Here is an 18,253-nt window from a genome sequence, read left to right on the forward strand (position 1 = left end):
TCCCGGAGGTTGTCAGAACGAAGGGACGGGGACGGGCGCCTCGATCGGCCGGTCGCCCAGCGCCACCGCGCCGAGCCCGCGCCGCGCGTACCGGGCGAGCAGCCAGGTGTTGACCGCGATCAGCACCGCGAAGACGGTGGCGAAGGCCGCCAGGGAGAGCGCCGCCTGTGCCCCCGTGACCGGCGACATCGCCTCCGACGTGCGCAGCAGCCCGTACACCACCCACGGCTGGCGGCCCATCTCGCGGAACACCCAGCCGCCCATCATGGCGAGGAACGGCACCGGGATCATCAGCGTCAGCACCCAGTGCCACAGCCGGAACCGGTAGACGGCGGGCTTGACGAACATGAGCAGGAAGCTCGGCCCCGCCACCATCAGCATCAGCAGCCAGAGCATGATCATCACCATGCCGCCGGTCCGTACCCAGCCCACGTCGGGCAGGTAGTCGCCGGGCCCGAACCTGGCGGCGAACTCCGCCTGCGCCTCGGCCAGCATGCTCGCCGAACCCGACCAGGCGGCCGACTTCGCGGGCTGCAGGGTCTGGAACGAGATGCCGCCGAAGACCGCGTTCAGGAACGTCGCGGGCAGCGCCACGCCGACGCCGATGCGCAGCGACTTGCGGAACACCTCGTGCTCAGGCGTGCGGCGGCGCAGGTGGTACGCGCTCACCCCCGCCATGAAGAAGCCGCCCACGATCAGCCCGCCGACCAGCACGTGCCAGAACGCCGCCTGCGCCGCCGGGTTCGCCACCATCGCCCCGAAGTCGGTCAGCCGCAGCCGCCCGTTCTCCACGACGTGGCCCACCGGGTTCTGCAGGAAGCCGTTGGCCACCAGGATCCAGAACGCCGACGCGTACGCGGTGAGCGTCACCACCCAGATGAGCGCCAGGTGCGCCCACCGGTTCAGCTTGTTCCAGCCGAAGATCCACAGCCCTAGGAACGTCGACTCGACGAAGAACGCCACCAGCGTCTCGATCGCCAGCGCCGAGCCGAACACGTCGCCCGCGTAGTTCGTCAGCCCGCTCCACGACAGCCCGAGCTGGAACTCCATCACCAGGCCGGTGACGATGCCCATCGCATAGTTGATGATGTAGAGCTGGCCCCAGAACCGCGTCATCCGCAGGTGCACGTCCTTGCCGGAGAGGGTGGCCGCCGTCTGGACGGCCGCGAGCAGCGTCGCCAGGCCGAGCGTCAGCGCCACGAACAGGAAGTGCGCGCCCGCGGTGAGCGCGAACTGCAGGCGGGCGAGGTCAACGGTGTCCATGCCGACGAGCTTGCGTGCACGGTTGCGCCCGCCGCGTCGGCCTGCGGCGGTCACCCGGCGTACTTCCCGGGATGACAGGCCCTCGCCCGCGTACTCCTCAGGGAGTAAGCCAGCCCGGGGTGATCATGCCGGCCTCGTACGCGATGATCACGAGCTGCGCCCTGTCGCGCACGCCGAGCTTGGTCATGATCCGGCTGACGTGTGTCTTCGCCGTGGCCGGGCTCAGCACGAGCCGGGCCGCGATCTCGTCGTTGGACAGGCCGCTCGCCACCAGCGTCATGACCTCGCGCTCGCGCTCGGTGAGCGCGTTGAGCTCGGGGCCCGGCTCCGGGCGCTTGACCCGGCCGGCGAACTCGGCGATCAGCCGCCGCGTGATCGACGGCGCGATGAGCGCGTCGCCCCTCGCCACCACGCGGACGGCGTGGATCAGCTCGGCGGGCTCGGTGTCCTTGACCAGGAAGCCGCTCGCGCCCGCGCGCAGCGCCCCATAGACGTAGTCGTCCAGGTCGAACGTGGTCAGGATGATGACCTTGACGTCGCCGAGCGCCGGGTCGCCCGCGATGCGGCGGGTGGCCTCAAGGCCGTCGAGCTCGGGCATGCGGATGTCCATGAGCACCACGTCGGGGCGGTGCTCGCGGGCGCCGGCGATCGCCGCCTCGCCGGTGGCGGCCTCGGCCACCACCTCGATGTCGTCCTCGTCGCTGAGTATGGACCTGAACCCGGCGCGGACCAGGGTCTGGTCGTCGGCGAGCAGTACGCGGATCATCGGCTCTCGTTCATGGGTGGGGCTTACGGGTGGATCGTGGGTTCACCGGCAGGGCGGGTCATGAGGCGGCGGGGTGGCCGATGGGTTCTTTCATGAGCTCGCCGGAGGACTCAGGGGGAGGCGGGCGGTGACGCGGAAGCCGCCCTCGGGGCGGGGACCGGCCTCGAGCGAGCCGCCGAGGGCGATGGCGCGCTCGCGCATGCCCTGGATGCCGTAGCCGCTGCCCTCCTCGTACATGCTGCCCGGACCATCATCTTCCACGCAAATGATGATATTTCCGGACGTGTTGCTGATGGTGAGCGTCGCCTGGTCGGTGCCCGCGTGGCGGGACACGTTCGTCAGCGCCTCCCTGATGATGCGGGCAGCGGCCAGATCGACCTCGGCGGGGAGCGCGTCCAGCGGGCCCGACGTCTTCGTACGGACCTTCACCCCCGACGCCGCCACCAGCTCGTCCAGCCGCGCGAGCCCGGCGGCGGGACCGGTCGGCGCGTCCTCGTCCACCTGGCGCAGCACGCCGAGCGTGCTGCGCAGCTCGCGCAGTGTCTCCTTGCTCGTCTCCTTGATCGTGCGCAGCGCCGCCTCGGCGTCCTCGGGCCGCTTCTTCAGGCCGTGCAGCGCCGCCGCGGCCTGCACGTTGATCATGGAGATGTTGTGGCCGATCACGTCGTGCAGCTCCCGGGCGATGCGCAGCCGCTCCTCGCCGGCCCGCCGCCTGGCCTCCTCCTCCTTCGTGCGCAGCGCGTCGAGCGCGTGCTGCCTGACCTCCTCCAGGTACGCGCGCCGGTTGCGGGTGACGCCGCCGAACGCGATCGCGGCCACCACCCAGCCGGTGATCATCATGAACATGCTGTCGTCCACGTGCCGGACACCGCCGGCCTCGCCGTACCCCATGGCCAGCAGAGCCGCGCCGCCCGTCGTCACGGCGGCGGCCAGATGACCCTGGTCGGCGGCGGTGTAGAGGGCGACGAAGACCAGCACGACGAGCGGCCCGTCGAGCCCCGCGAACGGGTAGTAGACGACGCTGCAGACCGCCACCACGATCAGCGCGGCGACCGGGTGCCGCCGCCGCGCGAGCAGCGCGCCGCAGGCGATGAGCGGCAGCACGATGTCGAGCGCGTTGAGCCGGGCCGGGCGCAGCGTGTAGGCGAAGACGACGCCGGCCAGCACGGCCGCGCAGATCGCGAGCGACACGAACGTGCTGGTGGAGGGCCTCGGCATGGCTACCATTCTGGACGTTGCGCTCGACATCCGGTAATCGGGCGGCCACTGCTGGGTAGTGCCCGTTCATGAGCATCAAGGACGAACTGGAGCAGGTCGAGGCGGATCTGGCCCGGCTCCGGGCCGAGAACCAGGAGATCCGCGACCAGATCCGGGACATCGGCGCGACCGACCAGGTGGAGATCGCGTCGATGATCAGCCAGGCCGACGAGCAGGCCGAGCTGATCTCCGAGCTGGAACGCCGCCGCGACGGGCTGCTGCAGCGGCTGAAGCAGGAGGAGGGCGCGCGCTGAGCACGCCCTCCATCCCGCGCACGGCCTTACCCGTGGACCGCGCCCCGGGCGGTACGTCCCAGCGAACGGCCGTGCCCCGGGCGGCACGCCTCAGCCGACGGCCGCGCCCTCGGCGGGCGGCCGCCGCAGCACCGCGCCCACCTCGTGCAGGTGCCCGAGGGCCTGCCCGTACGACTCGAACAGCCCGGTCTGCAGGTACGGGACGCCGATCTCGGCGCAGTACCGCTCGACGATGGGCTGCGCCTTGCGCAGGTTGGGCGCCGGCATGTTGGGGAACAGGTGGTGCTCGATCTGGTAGTTGAGCTGGCCGAGCGCGATGTCGATGAACAGCCCGCCGCGCACGTTCCGTGACGTCAGCACCTGCTTGCGGAGGAAGTCCAGCTTGTCCTCCTTGGTCAGCATGGGCATGCCCTTGTGGTTGGGCGCGAACGTGGAGCCCAGGTAGAGCCCGAAGACCCCCTGGTGGACGAGCATGAAGAGCACCGCCTTGCCGGGGGAGAGCACGGCGAAGACCGCGCAGGCGTAGACGACGAAGTGGACGATGAGCAGGGCGAACTCGAGCTTGCGCCGCTTGGCGGCGGGGTTCAGCAGCGCCCTGAAGCTGGCGACGTGCAGGTGCCAGGCTTCGAGGGTGAGCAGCGGGAAGAACCAGAAAGCCTGATATTTCGCGATGAATCGGGGCAAGCCTGAGCTGCGCGCCACCTGATCCCGTGACCAGACGATCACCGCGGGGGAGACGTCCGGGTCGTGGTCCTCGTGGTTGGGGTTGGCGTGGTGACGGTTGTGCTTGCTGTTCCACCAGCCCCAGCCGAGGCCGATGCAGAGGTTGCCGACGATCAGCCCGGCGATGTCGCTCGGGCGGCGGGTCCTGAAGACCTGGCGGTGTCCAAGGTCGTGCGCGATGAAGCCGAACTGCCCGAAGACCACGGCCAGCGCGGCGGCGACGAGGAGTTGCAGCCAGGAGTCGCCCAGCCAGGCGAACAGCGCCCAGCAGCCGGCGTAGACGACGGCGGCGATGCTCATCCGCACGGCGTAGTAGACGGGACGCCGGTCCAGCAGGCCGGCCTCCGAGATGCGTTGGGCGAGTCGGGCGTAGTCACTGCCTCGCGTGTCGATCGTGCCGGTATTGGCCACAGGTCTCCTTACCTCTTACCTCGCGGTGGGATCTGCCCTAACCATGGCGCATCCCGCAGCAAACTGAAAGGACGCCACGTACTCCATGATCAGGTCATCGTGTGACGTCCGCTGTCATCTCCGGCACCGGTCCGGCAGGACGCTGACAGCGATCCGGCAGCGGGCTCGGGCACCGTCACGGGCATGACGCACGTACTGATCGTCGGCTCCGGGCCGGCCGGACTGACCCTCGCCATCGAACTCGCCCGCAGGGGCGTGGACCTGCGCATCGTCGAACGCTCGCCGCGACCGCCCGGCGGCGTGCGCGGCAAGGGCCTGCAACCCCGCACACTTGAGGTCTTCGACGACCTCGGCGTGATCGACGAGATCCTCGCCACCGGCGCCGTCTACCCCGGTCTGCGCAGCTACATCGGGGACGAGGTGGTGTGGGAAGGCCGGATGGACGAGCTGCGCGAACCCTCGCCCGGCGTGCCCTACCCCAACGTGATCATGCAGCCGCAGTGGCGCACCGAGCGCATCCTGCGCGACCGGCTCGCCGAGCTGGGACACCGCGTGGAGTACGGGATGGAGGTGACCGGCGTCGAGCAGGACGCCGACGGCGTGACCGCCACCCTCGCCTCCGGCGAGCGCGTGCGCAGCGCCTACCTGGTCGGGGCCGACGGCGGGCGCAGCACCGTGCGCAAGGCGGCCGGCATCGCCTTCCCGGGCGTGACCCACGAGGCCGAGCGCATGCTGCTCGCCGACGTCAAGGCCCGCGGCCTCGACCGCGAGCACTGGCACCTGTGGGGGTCGCTGCAGGACCGGTCGCTGTACTTCTCGCTGTGCCCGCTGCCCGGCACCGACATCTACCAGCTCGTGGCGCCCGACCCCGCCCACGACGACCTGGCCGCGCTCGTCGCCGAGCACGCGCCCCACGTGCGGATCGAGGAGATCGTGTGGCGCTCGGAGTACCGGGTCAACATCCGGCTCGCCGAGCGGTTCAGGGCCGGCCGGATCTTCCTCGCCGGCGACGCCGCCCACGTGCACACGCCGGCCGGCGGCCAAGGGCTCAACACCGGGGTGCAGGACGCGTACAACCTGGGGTGGAAGCTCGCCATCGGGTCGGAGGCGCTGCTGGAGACGTACGAGGACGAGCGCAAGGCGGTCGCCGAGCACGTGCTCGGGCTGAGCACCCGGCTCTACCGCGAGGGCGACCACCGGCGCGGCGACGACACCAACCAGCTCGACCTCGCCTACCTCGGCAGCGCGCTGTCAGTGGGCGAGCGCGGCGGCGAGCGGCTCGGGACGTACTTCGCCGAGCAGCGCGGCACCGGCTTCCTGCTCCTCGCCGACCGGGCTCCCGGCTTCGCGTCCACCGCGGAGATCACCGTGCTGCCGCCGCTGGACGGGCAGCGCGGCGTCATGCTCGTCAGGCCCGACGGCTACATCGGCTATCACGGGGACGAGAGCGGGCTGAGCGCGTACCTCTCGGGGTTCGGGATCGCCGCGCCCCTGTCCAGCGCGGCCCGGTAGGCGGCGGCGCCGAGCGCCTGCTCGCAGCGCGCGGCCAGGGCGTTGACGTGGGGGTCGGCCGACTCGGTGATGCCGCGCAGCGCCCGCGCCGCCCCCAGCAGCTCGGCCGCGAGCCCGGCCGGCACGTGCTCGGCCACCCCTTCGAGCACGGCGGCCCTGACCGTGCGGTCGGAGCAGCCCTCCATCAGCCGGAGCGCCTGGCGCAGCGGCTCCGCCGGGTCGGGGCAGACGCGGGCGTACTCGACCGCCATCAGCGCATGGAACTGCGCGGACTCCTGGACGTCGCGCGCCCGCGCCCGTTCGAGCAGCTCGCGGGCCGTCTCCCGGTCGCCGGTCCGGCGGGCCAGCTCGGCGCGGGCGTGCAGCACCCGCGCCACCACGGCGTCGTCGTCCGAGCGCACGGCCGCCGCCCACGCGCGTTCCAGCGCCCGCGCCGCGCCCTCGTGGTCGCCCGCGCGCGCCTTGAGCAGCCCGAGCCTGATCAGGAACGTCATCGGGCCGAGCGGCGTCTCCAGCATCTCCAGCTCGGCCGCCAGCCGCTCGGGCTCCTCGGACAGCGCGACCGCCGCCGCGAAATCGCCGCGGTTCTCCGCCGCCAGCGACAGGAAGTAGTACGTGGCCCACTGCCCCCACCGGTCGCCGGTCCGCCGGAACCCGGCCAGCGCCGGCTCCAGCAGCTCCTCCGCGCCCGTCACCGACCCGTACTCGAACCGCACCGCCCCCGCGAGCAGCATCGCCGCCGACCGGGTCCACAGGTCGGGGTGGGTCCGCAGCCGGGCCAGGCCCTTCTCGGCCAGCTCCACCACCTCGCCGCGCGGGCCGTTCGAGCCGCCCACGGTCCACGCGGCGAGCGCCATGGGGTGGTCGGACTCGCGTACGACGTCGCTCACCGGGCCGCCCGTCATCGCCACGCACAACCCGTGTTCCAGCTCCCTGCCGGGTGGCGGAACGTCGCCTGCCCTGGCCAGCACCGCGCTCGCCTGCTCGGTCAGCTCGCGGTAGCGGCCGCGGACGATCCACGGCCAGAAGCGTAATGTGATCAGCCTCAGCGGGTCGTCGGTGTGGCGCAGCGCCGCGTCCAGGTTGCCGCGCTCGGCGTCCAGCACCGCCAGCCACTTGAGCTGCTCGCCCGTCCGCAGGTGCGCGTCCGCCGTCGCGGCCAGCTCCGTGTAGTAGCGGGCGTGGGCGCGGCGCAGCTCGGGCAGGTCGGCGGCGGCGTACTGCCTGATCGTCTCCAGCATCGTGTAGCGGTCGCCCTGGAGCATGATGAGCGACTTGTCCACCAGCGAGGAGAGCAGGTCCGGGTCGCCGCCGCAGACCGCCGCGATCGCCTCGTACGTCGCGCCGCCCGAGAACACCGTCAGCCCGCGCAGCAGCTCGCGCTCCGGCTCCGACAGCAGGTTCCAGCTCCAGTCGATGACCGCGCGCAGCGTGCGGTGCCGGGGCTCCGACGTACGGCCGCCGCGGAACGCCAGCCGGTCCCCGAGCTGCCGCATCAGCACCTCCACCGGCATCGTCCGCAGCCGGGCGGCGGCCAGCTCGATCGCGAGCGGGATGCCGTCGAGCTCGCGGCAGATCCGCTCCGCGTCCTGCGCCGACACCGTCGCGTCCGGCCTGGCCGCCGCCGCCCGGTCCAGGAACAGCTCCACCGCCTGGTCCGGCGGCAGCGGCCGCACGTGGTGCAGGCTCTCGCCCGGGATGTCCAGCGGTTCCCTGCTGGTGGCGAGAATCCGCAGGCCGGCCACCTCCGACAGCAGCCACTGCGCGACCTTGGCGGCGTCGTCGATGACGTGCTCGCAGTTGTCCATGACGAGCAGCGCCGGCCCAGGGGCGGCGCGCAGCGTCGCGACCGGGTCGGCCGTCCTGAGCGTCTCCTCGACGGCCGCCCGCACATCCCCGGCCGCCGCCAGCTCCACCACCCAGACCCGCTCTGGCCTCAACGCCGCCTCCACAGGACCGGGCTCCGCGCGGCCGGTCTCCGCCAGGGCCGGGACGCCGAGAGCCGGCTCCACCCGGCCGATGGCCCCCTGGGGAGCCGGAGCCGTCCTCCGGGCGGCGGAGGAGCCGGAAGGGCCGGTCGGTGCCGAGGCGGATCCGGCAGAGGGGCCGATCAGCGCTGAGGCGATCTCGATGGCGAGGCGGGTCTTCCCGGCGCCGCCCGGGCCGACGAGCGTGACCAGCCGGGCGGTGCCGAGCAGCCGGCCGACCCTGGCGATGTCCTCCGACCGCCCCACGAACCTCGTCAGCCGGGCCGGGAGATCGCTCCCCGGCGGCTGCCGGCCGCGGCGCGGCGGCTCCTGGTCCTGGAGTGCCGCCAGATGCGCCTCGCGCAGCTCCGGCCCCGGGTCCACGCCGAGCTCGTCGGCCAGCGCGTTCCTGATCCGTTCGAACGCCGCCAGCGCCTCGGCCCGCCGCCCCACCACCGTCAGCGCCCGGACGAGCAGCGCGTGGAACGGCTCCCGCAGCGGATACGCCGCCACCAGCTCCTCCAGCTCGGCCACCAGCTCCTCAGGTCCGGGACCTGTGGGCGGTGCCGCGGATGAGCCGGTGGGCCGGGCGGTGGTGAGGTCGAGGTCGGCGGCGATGCGGGCGGCCAGGGCCGTCAGGCGCAGCTCCTCAAGGCGGGCGGCCGGGCCCGCGGCGAAAGGCAGCCCGGCGGCGTCGGCGAGGGGCGCGCCCCGCCACAGCGCCAGCGCCCGCCGCACGTCGCCCTGCCGGACGAGCCGTTCGAACGCCCACGCGTCCACCTCGTCGGCCGCCACGTCGAGCAGGTAACCGGCGGGATGCGAGGCGATGAGCCCCGGCGCCTCCCTGCGGGCCCTGGACACCAACGATTGCAGCGCCGCGGACGGATGCGCGGGCGGGTCGCCGGGCCACAGGTCGTCGATGAGCCGGTCGGCGGTGACCACCCGGCCGGGGGCGAGCGCGAGCCGGATCAGCAGCGCGCGTACGCGAGCACCGCCGACCTCGCTCCCCGCCACTCGCAGCGGCCCCAGTATTCCGACCCGCATCGCCCCTCCACGCCCGCATGTCGCACTCCACAGTACGCACCGCGCTGCGGTCACGGGCAGCGGATCACCCGCCCGGCGCACGTCGGGTCGCCTCCGAACCCGAACAGCGGCATCGGCGCCCCCTCGGCCACCCTCACGGTCGCGGGGCGGGCCTCACGGCTCGCAGGTCGCGGGATCGCGCGGGGCCGGCGGGCGGGCAGGTCACCGGCGTCCGGCGGGGCCGCTCCGCGCCGGCGGCGGGGCGTGGTGGTCGCGTGCCGGACGCCGGCTGGGCGCGAGTGCGCCGCGCACCGCCCCCGGGCGCGGGTGGCCCGTCAGGCGTCGGTGGTGGCCAGGCGCTCGAAGAGGGCCAGGGCGGCTTCGCGGACTTCGGCAGGGGTCACCCCGTCGAGGGTCTTTCTCGCCGAGTCGATGTCGCGCGTCGTGGCAAGGGTGATGGCCACGGACGTGGCGGCGGCGCGGTCGATCGATCCCGTCGGGGCGGCGTCTGCGAGTTCCTGGGCGCTGGCGGCGAGGTCGAGGTTGTCTCTCAACGGATCTCCTCGGGTGAAAACGGCTCGGCTTATTGCATCACTTGAGGTCGTGCCGCATCCACCATTCGGTGAATTCCCGGCACCGCCCGTCGGGTGCGAACCGGATCACCCATAGATTGCTGAACGTTTTGTCCGGATATGTCGTGACTCCCTGGATGATGCTCACGTCGTCGGTGACGCAAACCGGATGCCACTGGAAGTCCGTCTCACCTGGCTTGTCCTGGCGGGCCAGCCACTGCGCGATGATCTCGTCGCGCCCCTGCCAGGGCCTGCTGTACGGCTCCGGGTAGTACACCGCGCCCTCGGTGAACAGGGCGGCGATGTCGTCGGGGTCGTTGGAGTTCCAGGCTCGGACGTACCCCTCGATCCAGGGGCGGGGATCGATCATGCGGTCACCCATCCTCTCCGCGGGTCTGTCCCGTCACACCGGCATGAGCTCCCTCCCGGGCTCGTCATCCGCCCGGTCGCCTACCCGGCCGACCTCGCCTTACGCGCCCTCGCCGGCGCCCGCGACCGGGACCGGAAGGCCCCCGGCCCGCGAGGAAGGCCCGCGACCCCGCCGGGAACGCCCGCTGCCACGTGAGGAACGTCCGAGGCCCCGTGGGGATCGCCCACCGACCCTGCGCAAAAGGTTACGATTAGCTCCCTTTCAGGTCACGTTCGGGTACAGAGGTACTCGAAGCGTCCCTCAAGCACTCGTTTCGTGTGGAGCCGTCTCCACACGGGGGACGCGGAGACGGCTCTGCAGGGAAATGCCGCGAAGGAGGGGACGGCACGTGCCGCGCGAGCGAGGCGAGGCGGTCTGCCAGCCGCCGCGCCCATCGCCCGCGGCACGTGCCGCGCTCGGACTCCGTCAGACGGCGGGCCCGGTGCTGCCACGCGGGGTGAGGCTGGCGGCCTGGTCTTCGTACGGGGGCACGCTCTCGCCCGCGATCAAGGCGAGCAGGCGCTGTGCCGCGTGCGCGCCGTACGCGGGGATGTCGCGGGTGAGAGCGGTCAACGGCGGGCGTACGACCTGGGCGAGCGGCGAGTCGTCCCACGCCACGATGGACAGGTCGCGCGGCACCTCCACCCGCATCTCCTGCGCCACCGACAGACCGGCGACGGCCATGATGTCGTTGTCGTAGATGATGGCGGTGGGCCGGTCGGGCGAGCTGAGCAGCCGCCTGGTGGCGCGCGCCCCCTCCTCACCGGTGTAGTCGGTGTGGACGATGACGTGTTCGGCCACGCCCTCGCAGGCCTGCGCGAACGCCTGGTCGCGCACCGTCGTGTGCACCAGCTCGGGCAGCCCGGCCACCCTGGCGATGCGGCGGTGGCCGAGCGCCACCAGGTAGCCGACGGTCTCGCGTACGGCCTGGCCGTCGTCGGACCAGATGGCCGACAGCGCCCCCGACTCCGACGGGTGCCCGATGACCACGACGGGCATGCCGAGGCGTTCGAGCTCGGCCACGCGGGAGTCGGAGCAGTGCAGGTCGACGAGGAAGGCGCCGTCGATGCGGCTCTCGCCCCACCAGCTGCGGTAGACCTCGATCTCCTGCTGGTGGCTGGTGACGACCTGCAGCAGCAGCGCGTACGAGCGGTCGGCGAGCACGCCTTCGATGCCGCTGATCAGCTCCATGAAGAACGGCTCGACGCCGAGGACGCGCGCGGGCCGGCAGAGCGCGAGGCCCACGCAGTTGGCCCGTGCGCCGTTGAGCGCGCGGGCCGCGCTGTTGGGCCGCCAGCCGATCTCCTCGGCGATGGCGACGATCCTGGCCCGCGTCGCCTCCGACACCCCGGGCTGACCGTTGAGCGCGTAGGAGACCGCTACTTTGGAGACTCCCGCCCGGCTGGCGATGTCGGCGATCGTGGGACGTTTCACGGACTGATATTAACCGCTTAAGCCGCGTGCCAGGGCTTGGTGTCCTGCGTCTCCTTGGCGTCCGCGGCCACGCGCAGCGCGTACGTCGGGCGTTCCGCACCCTCGACGGGTCCGAGGTAGGTGTGCCCGGTGAGATGGCACCACGCGGGAAGGTCGACAGGGGCGGCGGGATCGGTGGCGATGAGGTGGATCACCGCGCCGGGGCCGGCCTTGCGCACGTGGCCGCGCAACTCGATGAGCAACTGCACGCACAGCTTGTCGCCGCCGTCCACCACGAGATCAGGCATGCGTATAGGAAACCACCCCGGAGATCGTGCGTCCGCACCGCCCTCGCGAACCGCCCCGGCCGGTTCCGCGCCCACGGCCGGGTGGTTCAGGGGCAGAGGGGTGACGGCGCGCCCGTACGAGTCCCCGGGGTGGCGGGTCGGTGTCAGGAGGCCGCGCACGTGTACGACGAGACCGTGGCGGTGTCGCCGCCGGGCCGGTTCACCTGGACGCCGAAGCCGGTCGAGGCGCCCGCGGCGAGCGTGCCGTTGTAGGCCGCGTTCCTGGCCGTGACCGTCTGCCCGCTCACCGACAGCGAGGCGTTCCACGAGCCGGCAAGCGTGTGCCCGGCGGGCAGCGTGAACGTGACCGTCCAGCCGGTGATGCCGGAGCCGCCGTCGTTGGTGACGGTGACCGGCTGCACCACGTACCCGTCGCTCCACTGGGTCTGCACGGTGCCCTCGGCGGTGCAGCCGCCGCCGTTCCCGCCGCCGGGTTCGGTGGTGAACGTCGCGGCCGGCGAGGCCGCCGACCGGTTGCCGGCGCCGTCGCGGGCCCTGACGTACACCGCGTACTCGGTGCCGGGGGTCAGGCCGGTGAGCGTGATGGAGTTCGTGGTGCTCCGGCCGAGCAGCGTGTCATCGCCGCCCTGCTCGCGGTAGACGTCGTAGCCGGCCAGGCCGGAGCCGCCCGAGTCGGTGGAGGGGGCCCAGGTGAGGGTAGCGCCGGTGGAGGTCACGCCGGACGCGGATGGGGTGCCGGGCGTCGTGGGGGCGGTGGTGTCGGGGGTGCCGCCGCTGAAGAACGTCGCCTCGCGCGAGGTCTGGACGATGCCGTTCGCGCCGTTGAAGATGCGCTGCCCCCAGGAGGTCAGGCGGGCCGGGTCGAAGTCGGTGACCATGTCGAGGTATTCGACGCCGCCGCCGTTGCCGCTCCACGACCAGCCGATGTAGCCGATGCCGCGCGCCTGGGCCTGCTCCATGATGGTGTCCTCGTCGGGGTCGCCGTCGGAGTGGTCGTGCCCGAACTCGCCGATCACCAGCGGCAGCCCGGCGTTCTGGAACGCGTCCAGGTACGCGGTGATCTCGGCGGCGGTGTCGTAGACGCCGTACATGTGGATGGAGAAGACCGTGTTGTTCTGCGGGTCGGCGGCGGCCACCCGCTCGGCGTCGTCGCGCATCGTGCCCTGCCAGTCCTGGCCCCAGTTGGGCGCGTCCACCATCAGCAGGTGCTGGAAGCCCAGGCTGCGCATGCGGGTGACGGCGCCGATCGTGGCGTCGGTCCAGGCCGAGACGTCGTTGTTGCCGTACGGCTCGTTGCCGATGTTGACGATGATGAAGTCCTCGGTGCCGGTGAGCGCGCTCTTGACGCTGTTCCAGTAGTCGACGGCCTGGTCCAGCGTGTACGCGCCGCTCTGCTCGCCGTACCCGGTGGTGTCGTGGTTTTCGAGCACGCATATTAACCGGTTCTGGCGGCAGAGCGAGACGACGCCGGCGACGTCGGACGCGTCGTTGGGCGTCCACCTGCCGCCGCTCAGCACCACGCGTACGGTGTTGGCCTGCAGCGCCTTGATGTCCGCGAACGCGCGCGTCCGGCTCGGGTACCAGGTGTGCGCGTGGCTGACGCCGCGGATGACGAACGCGTTGCCGTTCGCCTCGACGATCCTGGTGCCGTCCACCCGCAGCCCGACGGCGGCCCGCGCCGGAGCCGCGGGGGCGATCAGCATCGTGAGGAGGAGCGACAGGAGCGCGGCCGCGGCGGCCCCGGGTCGTGTTCTCATGGGGGTGCCTCTCTGTTAACCGGTTAGGTCGGCGGGCACACATGGTCCGCGCAAATCGCTCCGATGTACAGGTTGCGGGGTGCGGGCGGTCAGGAATGCCTGGATCCGGGTGAAAGTTTCAGCTCGGCTGCTGCTCGCGCAGCGCCGGCAGGCCCGCCGCGAGCGCCGTGAGCGCCCGGGCGAGCGAGGGTGCCATCTTGGGGCAGGCGGCGTCCAGTGCGGGGTCCTCGGCGTAGACCTGGGCGAGCGCGGGTGGCGGGTTGGAGGCGTGGTAGAGCATGCCGGCCAGCGCGCAGGCCGCGCCGACCAGCTCCGCGCCCTCGCGCGGGCTCAGCCCCGCGGCCGCGGCGACGTGTTCGCCCAGCTCGGCGACCAGCGAGAGCACCGTGACCTTGTACGTGCGGGCGGCCTCGACGGAGACGTTGTGCTCCAGGGTGGTCGATGAGTGGCTGAGCAGGTCGCAGAAGAGCGGGCGCTCGATCAGGGTGTCGGTCAGCAGCGTCGCGATCTGGTGCGGCGAGCGGTGCTCGGGGCCTGGGCCGGGCTCGTTTCGGCTGGGCTCCGGGCGTCGGCCGAGCGCGTCGCGTACGGCGTCGCTCCAAGAGCGCCACTCCTCGACGAGCAGTACGAGGTAGATCTCCTCGCGCGTGCCGAAATAGCGCACGATGTTGGACTTCGCCAGCCCGACGGCCTCGGCGACCGCGCCCAGGCTGACGTTGCGCACGCCGGAGGTGCGGGCGAGCTCGCGGGCCGCGGTGAGGATCGCCTCCCGCCGCTGCTGCTTGTGCTCGGGCCGCCTGGCCCGGCGAAACGCCGCCCTCGTCATGACCTCAGCAGCATAGCTCGCGGCGATAAGAGAACGCCGTTCTGTTGTTAAGTGAACGCTGTCCTGTTAACGTCCGCCTATGCCACATCTGGAGGAGATCGCGTGACCGAGATACGGATGACAGTGAACGGCGCCGTCGTCGGCCTCGACGTCGAGCCATGGGTGAGCCTGCTCGACGCGCTGCGCGACCGGCTCGGCGTCACCGGCCCCAAGAAGGGCTGCGACCAGGGCGCCTGCGGCGCGTGCACGGTCCTGGCCGACGGCATCCGGATCAACTCCTGCCTGGCGCTGGCCGTCCAGTACGCCGGTCGCGAGATCACCACCATCGAGGGCGTCGACCACCCGCTGCAGGAGGCGTTCGTCCGCCACGACGGCCTCCAGTGCGGCTACTGCACACCGGGACAGATCTGCTCGGCGATCGGCATGCTGGCCGAGCACGCCGCCGGCCAGCCCAGCGCGGTCACCGACGGGCAGGACACGCCGCCCCGGCTGACGGAGCAGGAGATCAAGGAGCGGATGAGCGGCAACCTGTGCCGCTGCGGCGCGTACAACGGCATCGTCGAGGCCATTCTCGATGTGGCGGGGGAGCGATGAAGCCGTTCGCGTACGTCAAGCCCGCCGACGTCGAGGCCGCCGTGCGCGCCGCCGCCACCGAGCCGCGCGCCCGCTACCTCGGCGGCGGCACCAACCTCGTGGACCTCATGCGCGAGGGCATCGAGCGGCCCGACACCGTCATCGACGTCACCGGCCTGCCGCTCGGCACCATCGACGACCTGCCCGGCGGAGGGCTGCGGATCGGCGCGCTCGTCCGCAACAGCGTCCTCGCCGCCGACCGGCGGGTCCGCGCCCGCTACCCGATGCTGTCGCAGGCGCTGCTCGCCGGGGCGTCCGCGCAGCTGCGCAACATGGCCACCGTGGGCGGCAACCTGCTGCAGCGCACCCGCTGCGCGTACTTCTACGACACCGGCGCCGCCTGCAACAAGCGCGAGCGCGGCGCGGGCTGTGACGCACTCGACGGCTTCAACCGGGGCTCGGCGATCCTCGGCGTGAGCCGGCACTGCATCGCCGTCCACCCCTCCGACATGGCCGTGGCGCTGGCCGCGCTGGACGCCGTCGTCGAGGTACGCGGGCTCGACGGCACCCGCCGCATCCCGCTCACCGGCCTCCACCGCCTGCCCGGGGACACCCCCGACGTCGAGCACGCGCTGGCGCCCGGCGAACTGATCACCGCCGTGGAGCTGCCGCCGCTCACCGCGCCCTCCCGCTACCGCAAGGTCCGCGACCGCGCCTCGTACGCCTTCGCCCTCGTCTCGGTCGCGGCGACGCTCGACGTACGCGACGGCGTGATCGCCGAGGCCCGGCTGGCGCTCGGCGGCGTCGCCACCAAGCCGTGGCGGGCCAGGGAGGCCGAGCGGCTGCTGACCGGCGGCCCGGCCGACGAGGACGCCTTCCGCCGCGCCGCCGAGGCCGAGCTGGCGGCGGCCACCGTACGCCCGGCCAACGCGTTCAAGGCCGGCCTCGCCCGCAGCACGATCGTGGCCACCCTGCGCGAGCTGACCACGGAAGGAACCGCACGATGACCACCCTCACCCGCGCCGAGCCCGTCACCCGCACCCCGTACGTCGGCCGGGCCGTGGACCGCAGGGACGGCACGGTCAAGGCCACCGGCCAGGCCCGCTTCGCCGCCGAGCACCCGATCCCCGGCCTCGCCCACGCCGCGCTCGTGCACTCCACGGTCGCGCGCGGCCGCATCACCGCCATCGACGCCTCCGCCGCCCGCGCCGTGCCCGGCGTGATCGAGGTGCTCACCCACGAGAACGCCCCCGCCATGAAGCCCCTCGGCAAAGCGGGCCCGATCGACCTCGGCGCCATGGCGTCCGGCACGAACGTCGACTACCTCGCCACCGACGAGGTGCACTGGAACGGCCAGCCGGTCGCGGTCGTGGTCGCCGAGACGCCCGAGACCGCCAGGTACGCGGCGAGCCTGGTGCAGGTGACGTACCGGGAGCTGCCCTCGGTGGTCGACTTCGCCGCCGAGGCGCCCAACGCCGTACCGCTCAAGAACTCCCTGATCCTGGCGCACAACGCCGACAAAGGCGACGCCGAGGCGGCGCTGGCCGCCGCGCCGGTCTCGGTCGACCTGACGTTCACCACACCCCACCTCAACCACAACGCGATCGAGCCGCACACCACCACCGCCGTCTGGGACGGCGACAAGCTGACCGTGCACGAGCCCTCGCAGTCCATCGCGTTCCTGCGGAGGCACCTCGCCAAGCGATTCGGGGTGCCGGAACCGAACATCCGGGTGCTCGCGCCGTTCGTCGGCGGCGGGTTCGGCGGCAAGGGCTCGGTGTGGCCCGGCACGCTCCTCACCGTCCTCGCCGCCCGCGCCACCGGCCGCCCCGTACGCCTCGTCCTCACCCGCGAAGGCGTCTACCGCACGGTCGGCGGGCGTACCCCCAGCATCCAGCGCGTCGCGCTGGGCGCCGACGAGCAGGGGCGGCTGACCGCGCTCATCCACACCAGCGTGGCCAGGACCAGCAGGATCGGCGGCTTCCCCGAACCGATCACCGGTGTCTCCCGCCACCTGTACGCGGCACCGAACATCCTGCTGCGCGAGTCCAAGGTCACCCTCGACCTGCTGTCTCCCACGTTCATGCGGGCTCCGGGCGAGGCCATCGGGACGTTCGCGCTGGAGTCGGCCGTGGACGAGCTGGCCTGGAAGCTCGGCATGGACCCGATCGAGCTGCGCCTGGCCAACCTGCCCGAACGCGACCCCGTGGGCGGGCAGCGGCTCACCCGGCGCACGCTGCGGCAGGCGTACACGAAAGGCGCCGAGCTGTTCGGCTGGGGGCGGCGCGACCCCCGCGCCGGCGCCATGCGCGACGGGCGGCTGTTCGTCGGCATGGGCGTCGCCACCGCCTACCACCCCGCCATGATCCTGCCCGCGAGCGCCACCGTGCGCCTGCACGCCGACGGCACGGCGGTGGTGCGCTGCGGCATGCAGGAGATGGGCATGGGCGCGGCCACCGCGCAGGCCCAGATCGCGGCCGACGAGCTGGGGGTGCCCCTCGAGTCCGTACGCGTCGAGTACGGCGACTCCGACCTCCCCGACGCCCCGATGGCGGGCGGCTCGGTGCAGACCGCCAGCGTCGCCGCCGCCCTGATCGCCGCCTGCGCCAAGGTCAAGAAGGAAGTGCGCGCGCTGGCCCGCCGGTCGCCCGGCCCGCACGAGACGTACGCCGGCATCCTCGCCGCCGCAGGACGCGACCACGTCGAAGGCGCGGTCAAAACGGGCATGCTCGGCTTCGTCCTGCGCACGCTGCGCGACCGCCGCCGCTACGTCAAGGCGGCCACCGCCGTCCACTTCTGCGAGGTGCGCGTCGACCCCGACACCATGGAGGTACGCGTCGCGCGCTGGCTCAGCGCCTTCGACGCCGGCCGGGTGGTCAACGCCAAGACGGCGGCCGGCCAGATACGCGGCGGCGTCGTCATGGGCATCGGGCTCGCGCTGTCGGAGCAGACCCTGGTCGACCCGCGTAACGGCCGTATCGTCAACCCCAGCCTGTCGGAGTACCACGTGCCGGTGCACGCCGACATCCCGCGCATCGAGGTGCACGACGTCGGCGTCCCCGACCCCACCATGCCGCTCGGCGTCGTCGGCATCGGCGAAGTCGGCATCACCGGGGTCGCCGCGGCCGTCGCGAACGCCGTACGGCACGCCACCGGAAAGCGCGTCGGAGACCTGCCGATCACGCTCGACAAGCTGCTGTGACGTGGCTGGGCGGGCCT

At 72.5% G+C, this 18,253-nt stretch carries 16 protein-coding genes; 5 read left to right on the forward strand and 11 right to left on the reverse strand.

Annotated elements, in window-relative coordinates; all coding sequences use genetic code 11:
• Positions 1–12: 12 nt before the first annotated feature.
• From ACGFIM_RS37520 to ACGFIM_RS37530, 3 genes are all read right to left on the reverse strand, one after another.
• Positions 13–1,263 carry a cytochrome ubiquinol oxidase subunit I gene (locus ACGFIM_RS37520; protein WP_393211028.1) on the reverse strand — a complete coding sequence of 417 codons (1,251 nt, stop codon included), beginning with the start codon at positions 1,261–1,263 and terminating at the stop codon, positions 13–15.
• A 97-nt stretch (positions 1,264–1,360) separates the two neighbouring features.
• Positions 1,361–2,029 (reverse strand): response regulator, encoded by a 669-nt coding sequence (locus ACGFIM_RS37525; RefSeq protein ID WP_393211031.1) that lies wholly within the window; start codon positions 2,027–2,029, stop codon positions 1,361–1,363.
• Between the two features lie 90 nt (positions 2,030–2,119).
• On the reverse strand, positions 2,120–3,247 hold the full coding sequence (locus ACGFIM_RS37530) for a sensor histidine kinase (RefSeq protein ID WP_393211034.1): 1,128 nt from the start codon (positions 3,245–3,247) through the stop codon (positions 2,120–2,122).
• A 68-nt stretch (positions 3,248–3,315) separates the two neighbouring features.
• On the opposite strand from ACGFIM_RS37530, the gene ACGFIM_RS37535 reads away from it, so the two are divergent.
• Positions 3,316–3,540 (forward strand): hypothetical protein, encoded by a 225-nt coding sequence (locus ACGFIM_RS37535; RefSeq protein ID WP_364068182.1) that lies wholly within the window; start codon positions 3,316–3,318, stop codon positions 3,538–3,540.
• A gap of 90 nt (positions 3,541–3,630) precedes the next feature.
• Here ACGFIM_RS37535 and ACGFIM_RS37540 read toward each other — a convergent pair whose 3' ends face one another.
• Positions 3,631–4,596, reverse strand: a complete 966-nt coding sequence (locus ACGFIM_RS37540; RefSeq protein WP_393211281.1) for a fatty acid desaturase family protein — start codon at positions 4,594–4,596, stop codon at positions 3,631–3,633.
• Positions 4,597–4,857: 261 nt separating this feature from the next.
• Between ACGFIM_RS37540 and ACGFIM_RS37545 the strand changes: the two genes are divergently transcribed.
• On the forward strand, positions 4,858–6,186 hold the full coding sequence (locus ACGFIM_RS37545; RefSeq protein WP_393211038.1) for an FAD-dependent monooxygenase: 1,329 nt from the start codon (positions 4,858–4,860) through the stop codon (positions 6,184–6,186).
• Here the strand turns inward: ACGFIM_RS37545 and ACGFIM_RS37550 are convergent.
• The 7 genes from ACGFIM_RS37550 to ACGFIM_RS37580 all read right to left on the reverse strand — a co-directional run bounded on the left by ACGFIM_RS37550 (position 6,108) and on the right by ACGFIM_RS37580 (position 14,461).
• Positions 6,108–9,197, reverse strand: a complete 3,090-nt coding sequence (locus ACGFIM_RS37550; RefSeq protein WP_393211041.1) for a BTAD domain-containing putative transcriptional regulator — start codon at positions 9,195–9,197, stop codon at positions 6,108–6,110. The genes ACGFIM_RS37545 and ACGFIM_RS37550 overlap by 79 nt on opposite strands.
• A 314-nt stretch (positions 9,198–9,511) precedes the next feature.
• Positions 9,512–9,730 (reverse strand): hypothetical protein, encoded by a 219-nt coding sequence (locus ACGFIM_RS37555; RefSeq protein ID WP_393211044.1) that lies wholly within the window; start codon positions 9,728–9,730, stop codon positions 9,512–9,514.
• 37 nt (positions 9,731–9,767) lie between these two features.
• Positions 9,768–10,118 (reverse strand): nuclear transport factor 2 family protein, encoded by a 351-nt coding sequence (locus tag ACGFIM_RS37560; RefSeq protein WP_393211047.1) that lies wholly within the window; start codon positions 10,116–10,118, stop codon positions 9,768–9,770.
• Between the two features lie 465 nt (positions 10,119–10,583).
• Entirely contained in the window at positions 10,584–11,591 is a 1,008-nt protein-coding gene (locus ACGFIM_RS37565; protein WP_393211050.1) for a LacI family DNA-binding transcriptional regulator, read from the reverse strand.
• Between the two features lie 17 nt (positions 11,592–11,608).
• Positions 11,609–11,878: a sulfurtransferase TusA family protein gene (locus tag ACGFIM_RS37570; RefSeq protein WP_393211053.1), complete on the reverse strand. Its 270-nt coding sequence runs from the start codon at positions 11,876–11,878 to the stop codon at positions 11,609–11,611.
• A gap of 143 nt (positions 11,879–12,021) precedes the next feature.
• The gene (locus tag ACGFIM_RS37575) at positions 12,022–13,635 is read right to left on the reverse strand and encodes a cellulase family glycosylhydrolase (RefSeq protein WP_393211056.1); all 1,614 of its coding nucleotides are present in this window, start codon (positions 13,633–13,635) and stop codon (positions 12,022–12,024) included.
• Positions 13,636–13,753: 118 nt separating this feature from the next.
• Complete coding sequence (locus ACGFIM_RS37580; RefSeq protein WP_393211059.1) at positions 13,754–14,461, reverse strand: TetR/AcrR family transcriptional regulator; 708 nt, start codon at positions 14,459–14,461, stop codon at positions 13,754–13,756.
• Positions 14,462–14,578: 117 nt separating this feature from the next.
• On the opposite strand from ACGFIM_RS37580, the gene ACGFIM_RS37585 reads away from it, so the two are divergent.
• From ACGFIM_RS37585 to ACGFIM_RS37595, 3 genes are read left to right on the forward strand one after another with little or no spacing between them, the layout of a single operon-like run.
• Positions 14,579–15,055, forward strand: coding sequence for a (2Fe-2S)-binding protein (locus ACGFIM_RS37585; RefSeq protein ID WP_393211284.1), 477 nt, complete (start codon positions 14,579–14,581; stop codon positions 15,053–15,055).
• Complete coding sequence (locus ACGFIM_RS37590) at positions 15,052–16,041, forward strand: FAD binding domain-containing protein (RefSeq protein ID WP_393211062.1); 990 nt, start codon at positions 15,052–15,054, stop codon at positions 16,039–16,041. The genes ACGFIM_RS37585 and ACGFIM_RS37590 overlap by 4 nt, the downstream gene beginning before the upstream one ends.
• Positions 16,038–18,236, forward strand: coding sequence for a xanthine dehydrogenase family protein molybdopterin-binding subunit (locus tag ACGFIM_RS37595; protein ID WP_393211065.1), 2,199 nt, complete (start codon positions 16,038–16,040; stop codon positions 18,234–18,236). The genes ACGFIM_RS37590 and ACGFIM_RS37595 overlap by 4 nt, the downstream gene beginning before the upstream one ends.
• The last annotated feature ends 17 nt before the right edge of the window (positions 18,237–18,253 follow it).

It is taken from the genome of Nonomuraea sp. NPDC049309, assembly GCF_043196965.1.
Lineage (GTDB): Bacteria > Actinomycetota > Actinomycetes > Streptosporangiales > Streptosporangiaceae > Nonomuraea > Nonomuraea fastidiosa.

Excerpts from the sequence above, each read along its gene's own strand:
- ACGFIM_RS37520 (WP_393211028.1), bottom strand. The coding sequence starts at position 1,263 with ATGGACACCGTTGACCTCGCCCGCCTGCAGTTCGCGCTCACCGCGGGC.
- ACGFIM_RS37525 (WP_393211031.1), bottom strand. The coding sequence starts at position 2,029 with ATGATCCGCGTACTGCTCGCCGACGACCAGACCCTGGTCCGCGCCGGG.
- ACGFIM_RS37530 (WP_393211034.1), bottom strand. The coding sequence starts at position 3,247 with ATGCCGAGGCCCTCCACCAGCACGTTCGTGTCGCTCGCGATCTGCGCG.
- ACGFIM_RS37535 (WP_364068182.1), top strand. The coding sequence starts at position 3,316 with ATGAGCATCAAGGACGAACTGGAGCAGGTCGAGGCGGATCTGGCCCGG.
- ACGFIM_RS37545 (WP_393211038.1), top strand. The coding sequence starts at position 4,858 with ATGACGCACGTACTGATCGTCGGCTCCGGGCCGGCCGGACTGACCCTC.
- ACGFIM_RS37550 (WP_393211041.1), bottom strand. The coding sequence starts at position 9,197 with ATGCGGGTCGGAATACTGGGGCCGCTGCGAGTGGCGGGGAGCGAGGTC.
- ACGFIM_RS37560 (WP_393211047.1), bottom strand. The coding sequence starts at position 10,118 with ATGATCGATCCCCGCCCCTGGATCGAGGGGTACGTCCGAGCCTGGAAC.
- ACGFIM_RS37570 (WP_393211053.1), bottom strand. The coding sequence starts at position 11,878 with ATGCCTGATCTCGTGGTGGACGGCGGCGACAAGCTGTGCGTGCAGTTG.
- ACGFIM_RS37575 (WP_393211056.1), bottom strand. The coding sequence starts at position 13,635 with ATGAGAACACGACCCGGGGCCGCCGCGGCCGCGCTCCTGTCGCTCCTC.
- ACGFIM_RS37580 (WP_393211059.1), bottom strand. The coding sequence starts at position 14,461 with ATGACGAGGGCGGCGTTTCGCCGGGCCAGGCGGCCCGAGCACAAGCAG.
- ACGFIM_RS37585 (WP_393211284.1), top strand. The coding sequence starts at position 14,579 with ATGACAGTGAACGGCGCCGTCGTCGGCCTCGACGTCGAGCCATGGGTG.
- ACGFIM_RS37590 (WP_393211062.1), top strand. The coding sequence starts at position 15,052 with ATGAAGCCGTTCGCGTACGTCAAGCCCGCCGACGTCGAGGCCGCCGTG.
- ACGFIM_RS37595 (WP_393211065.1), top strand. The coding sequence starts at position 16,038 with ATGACCACCCTCACCCGCGCCGAGCCCGTCACCCGCACCCCGTACGTC.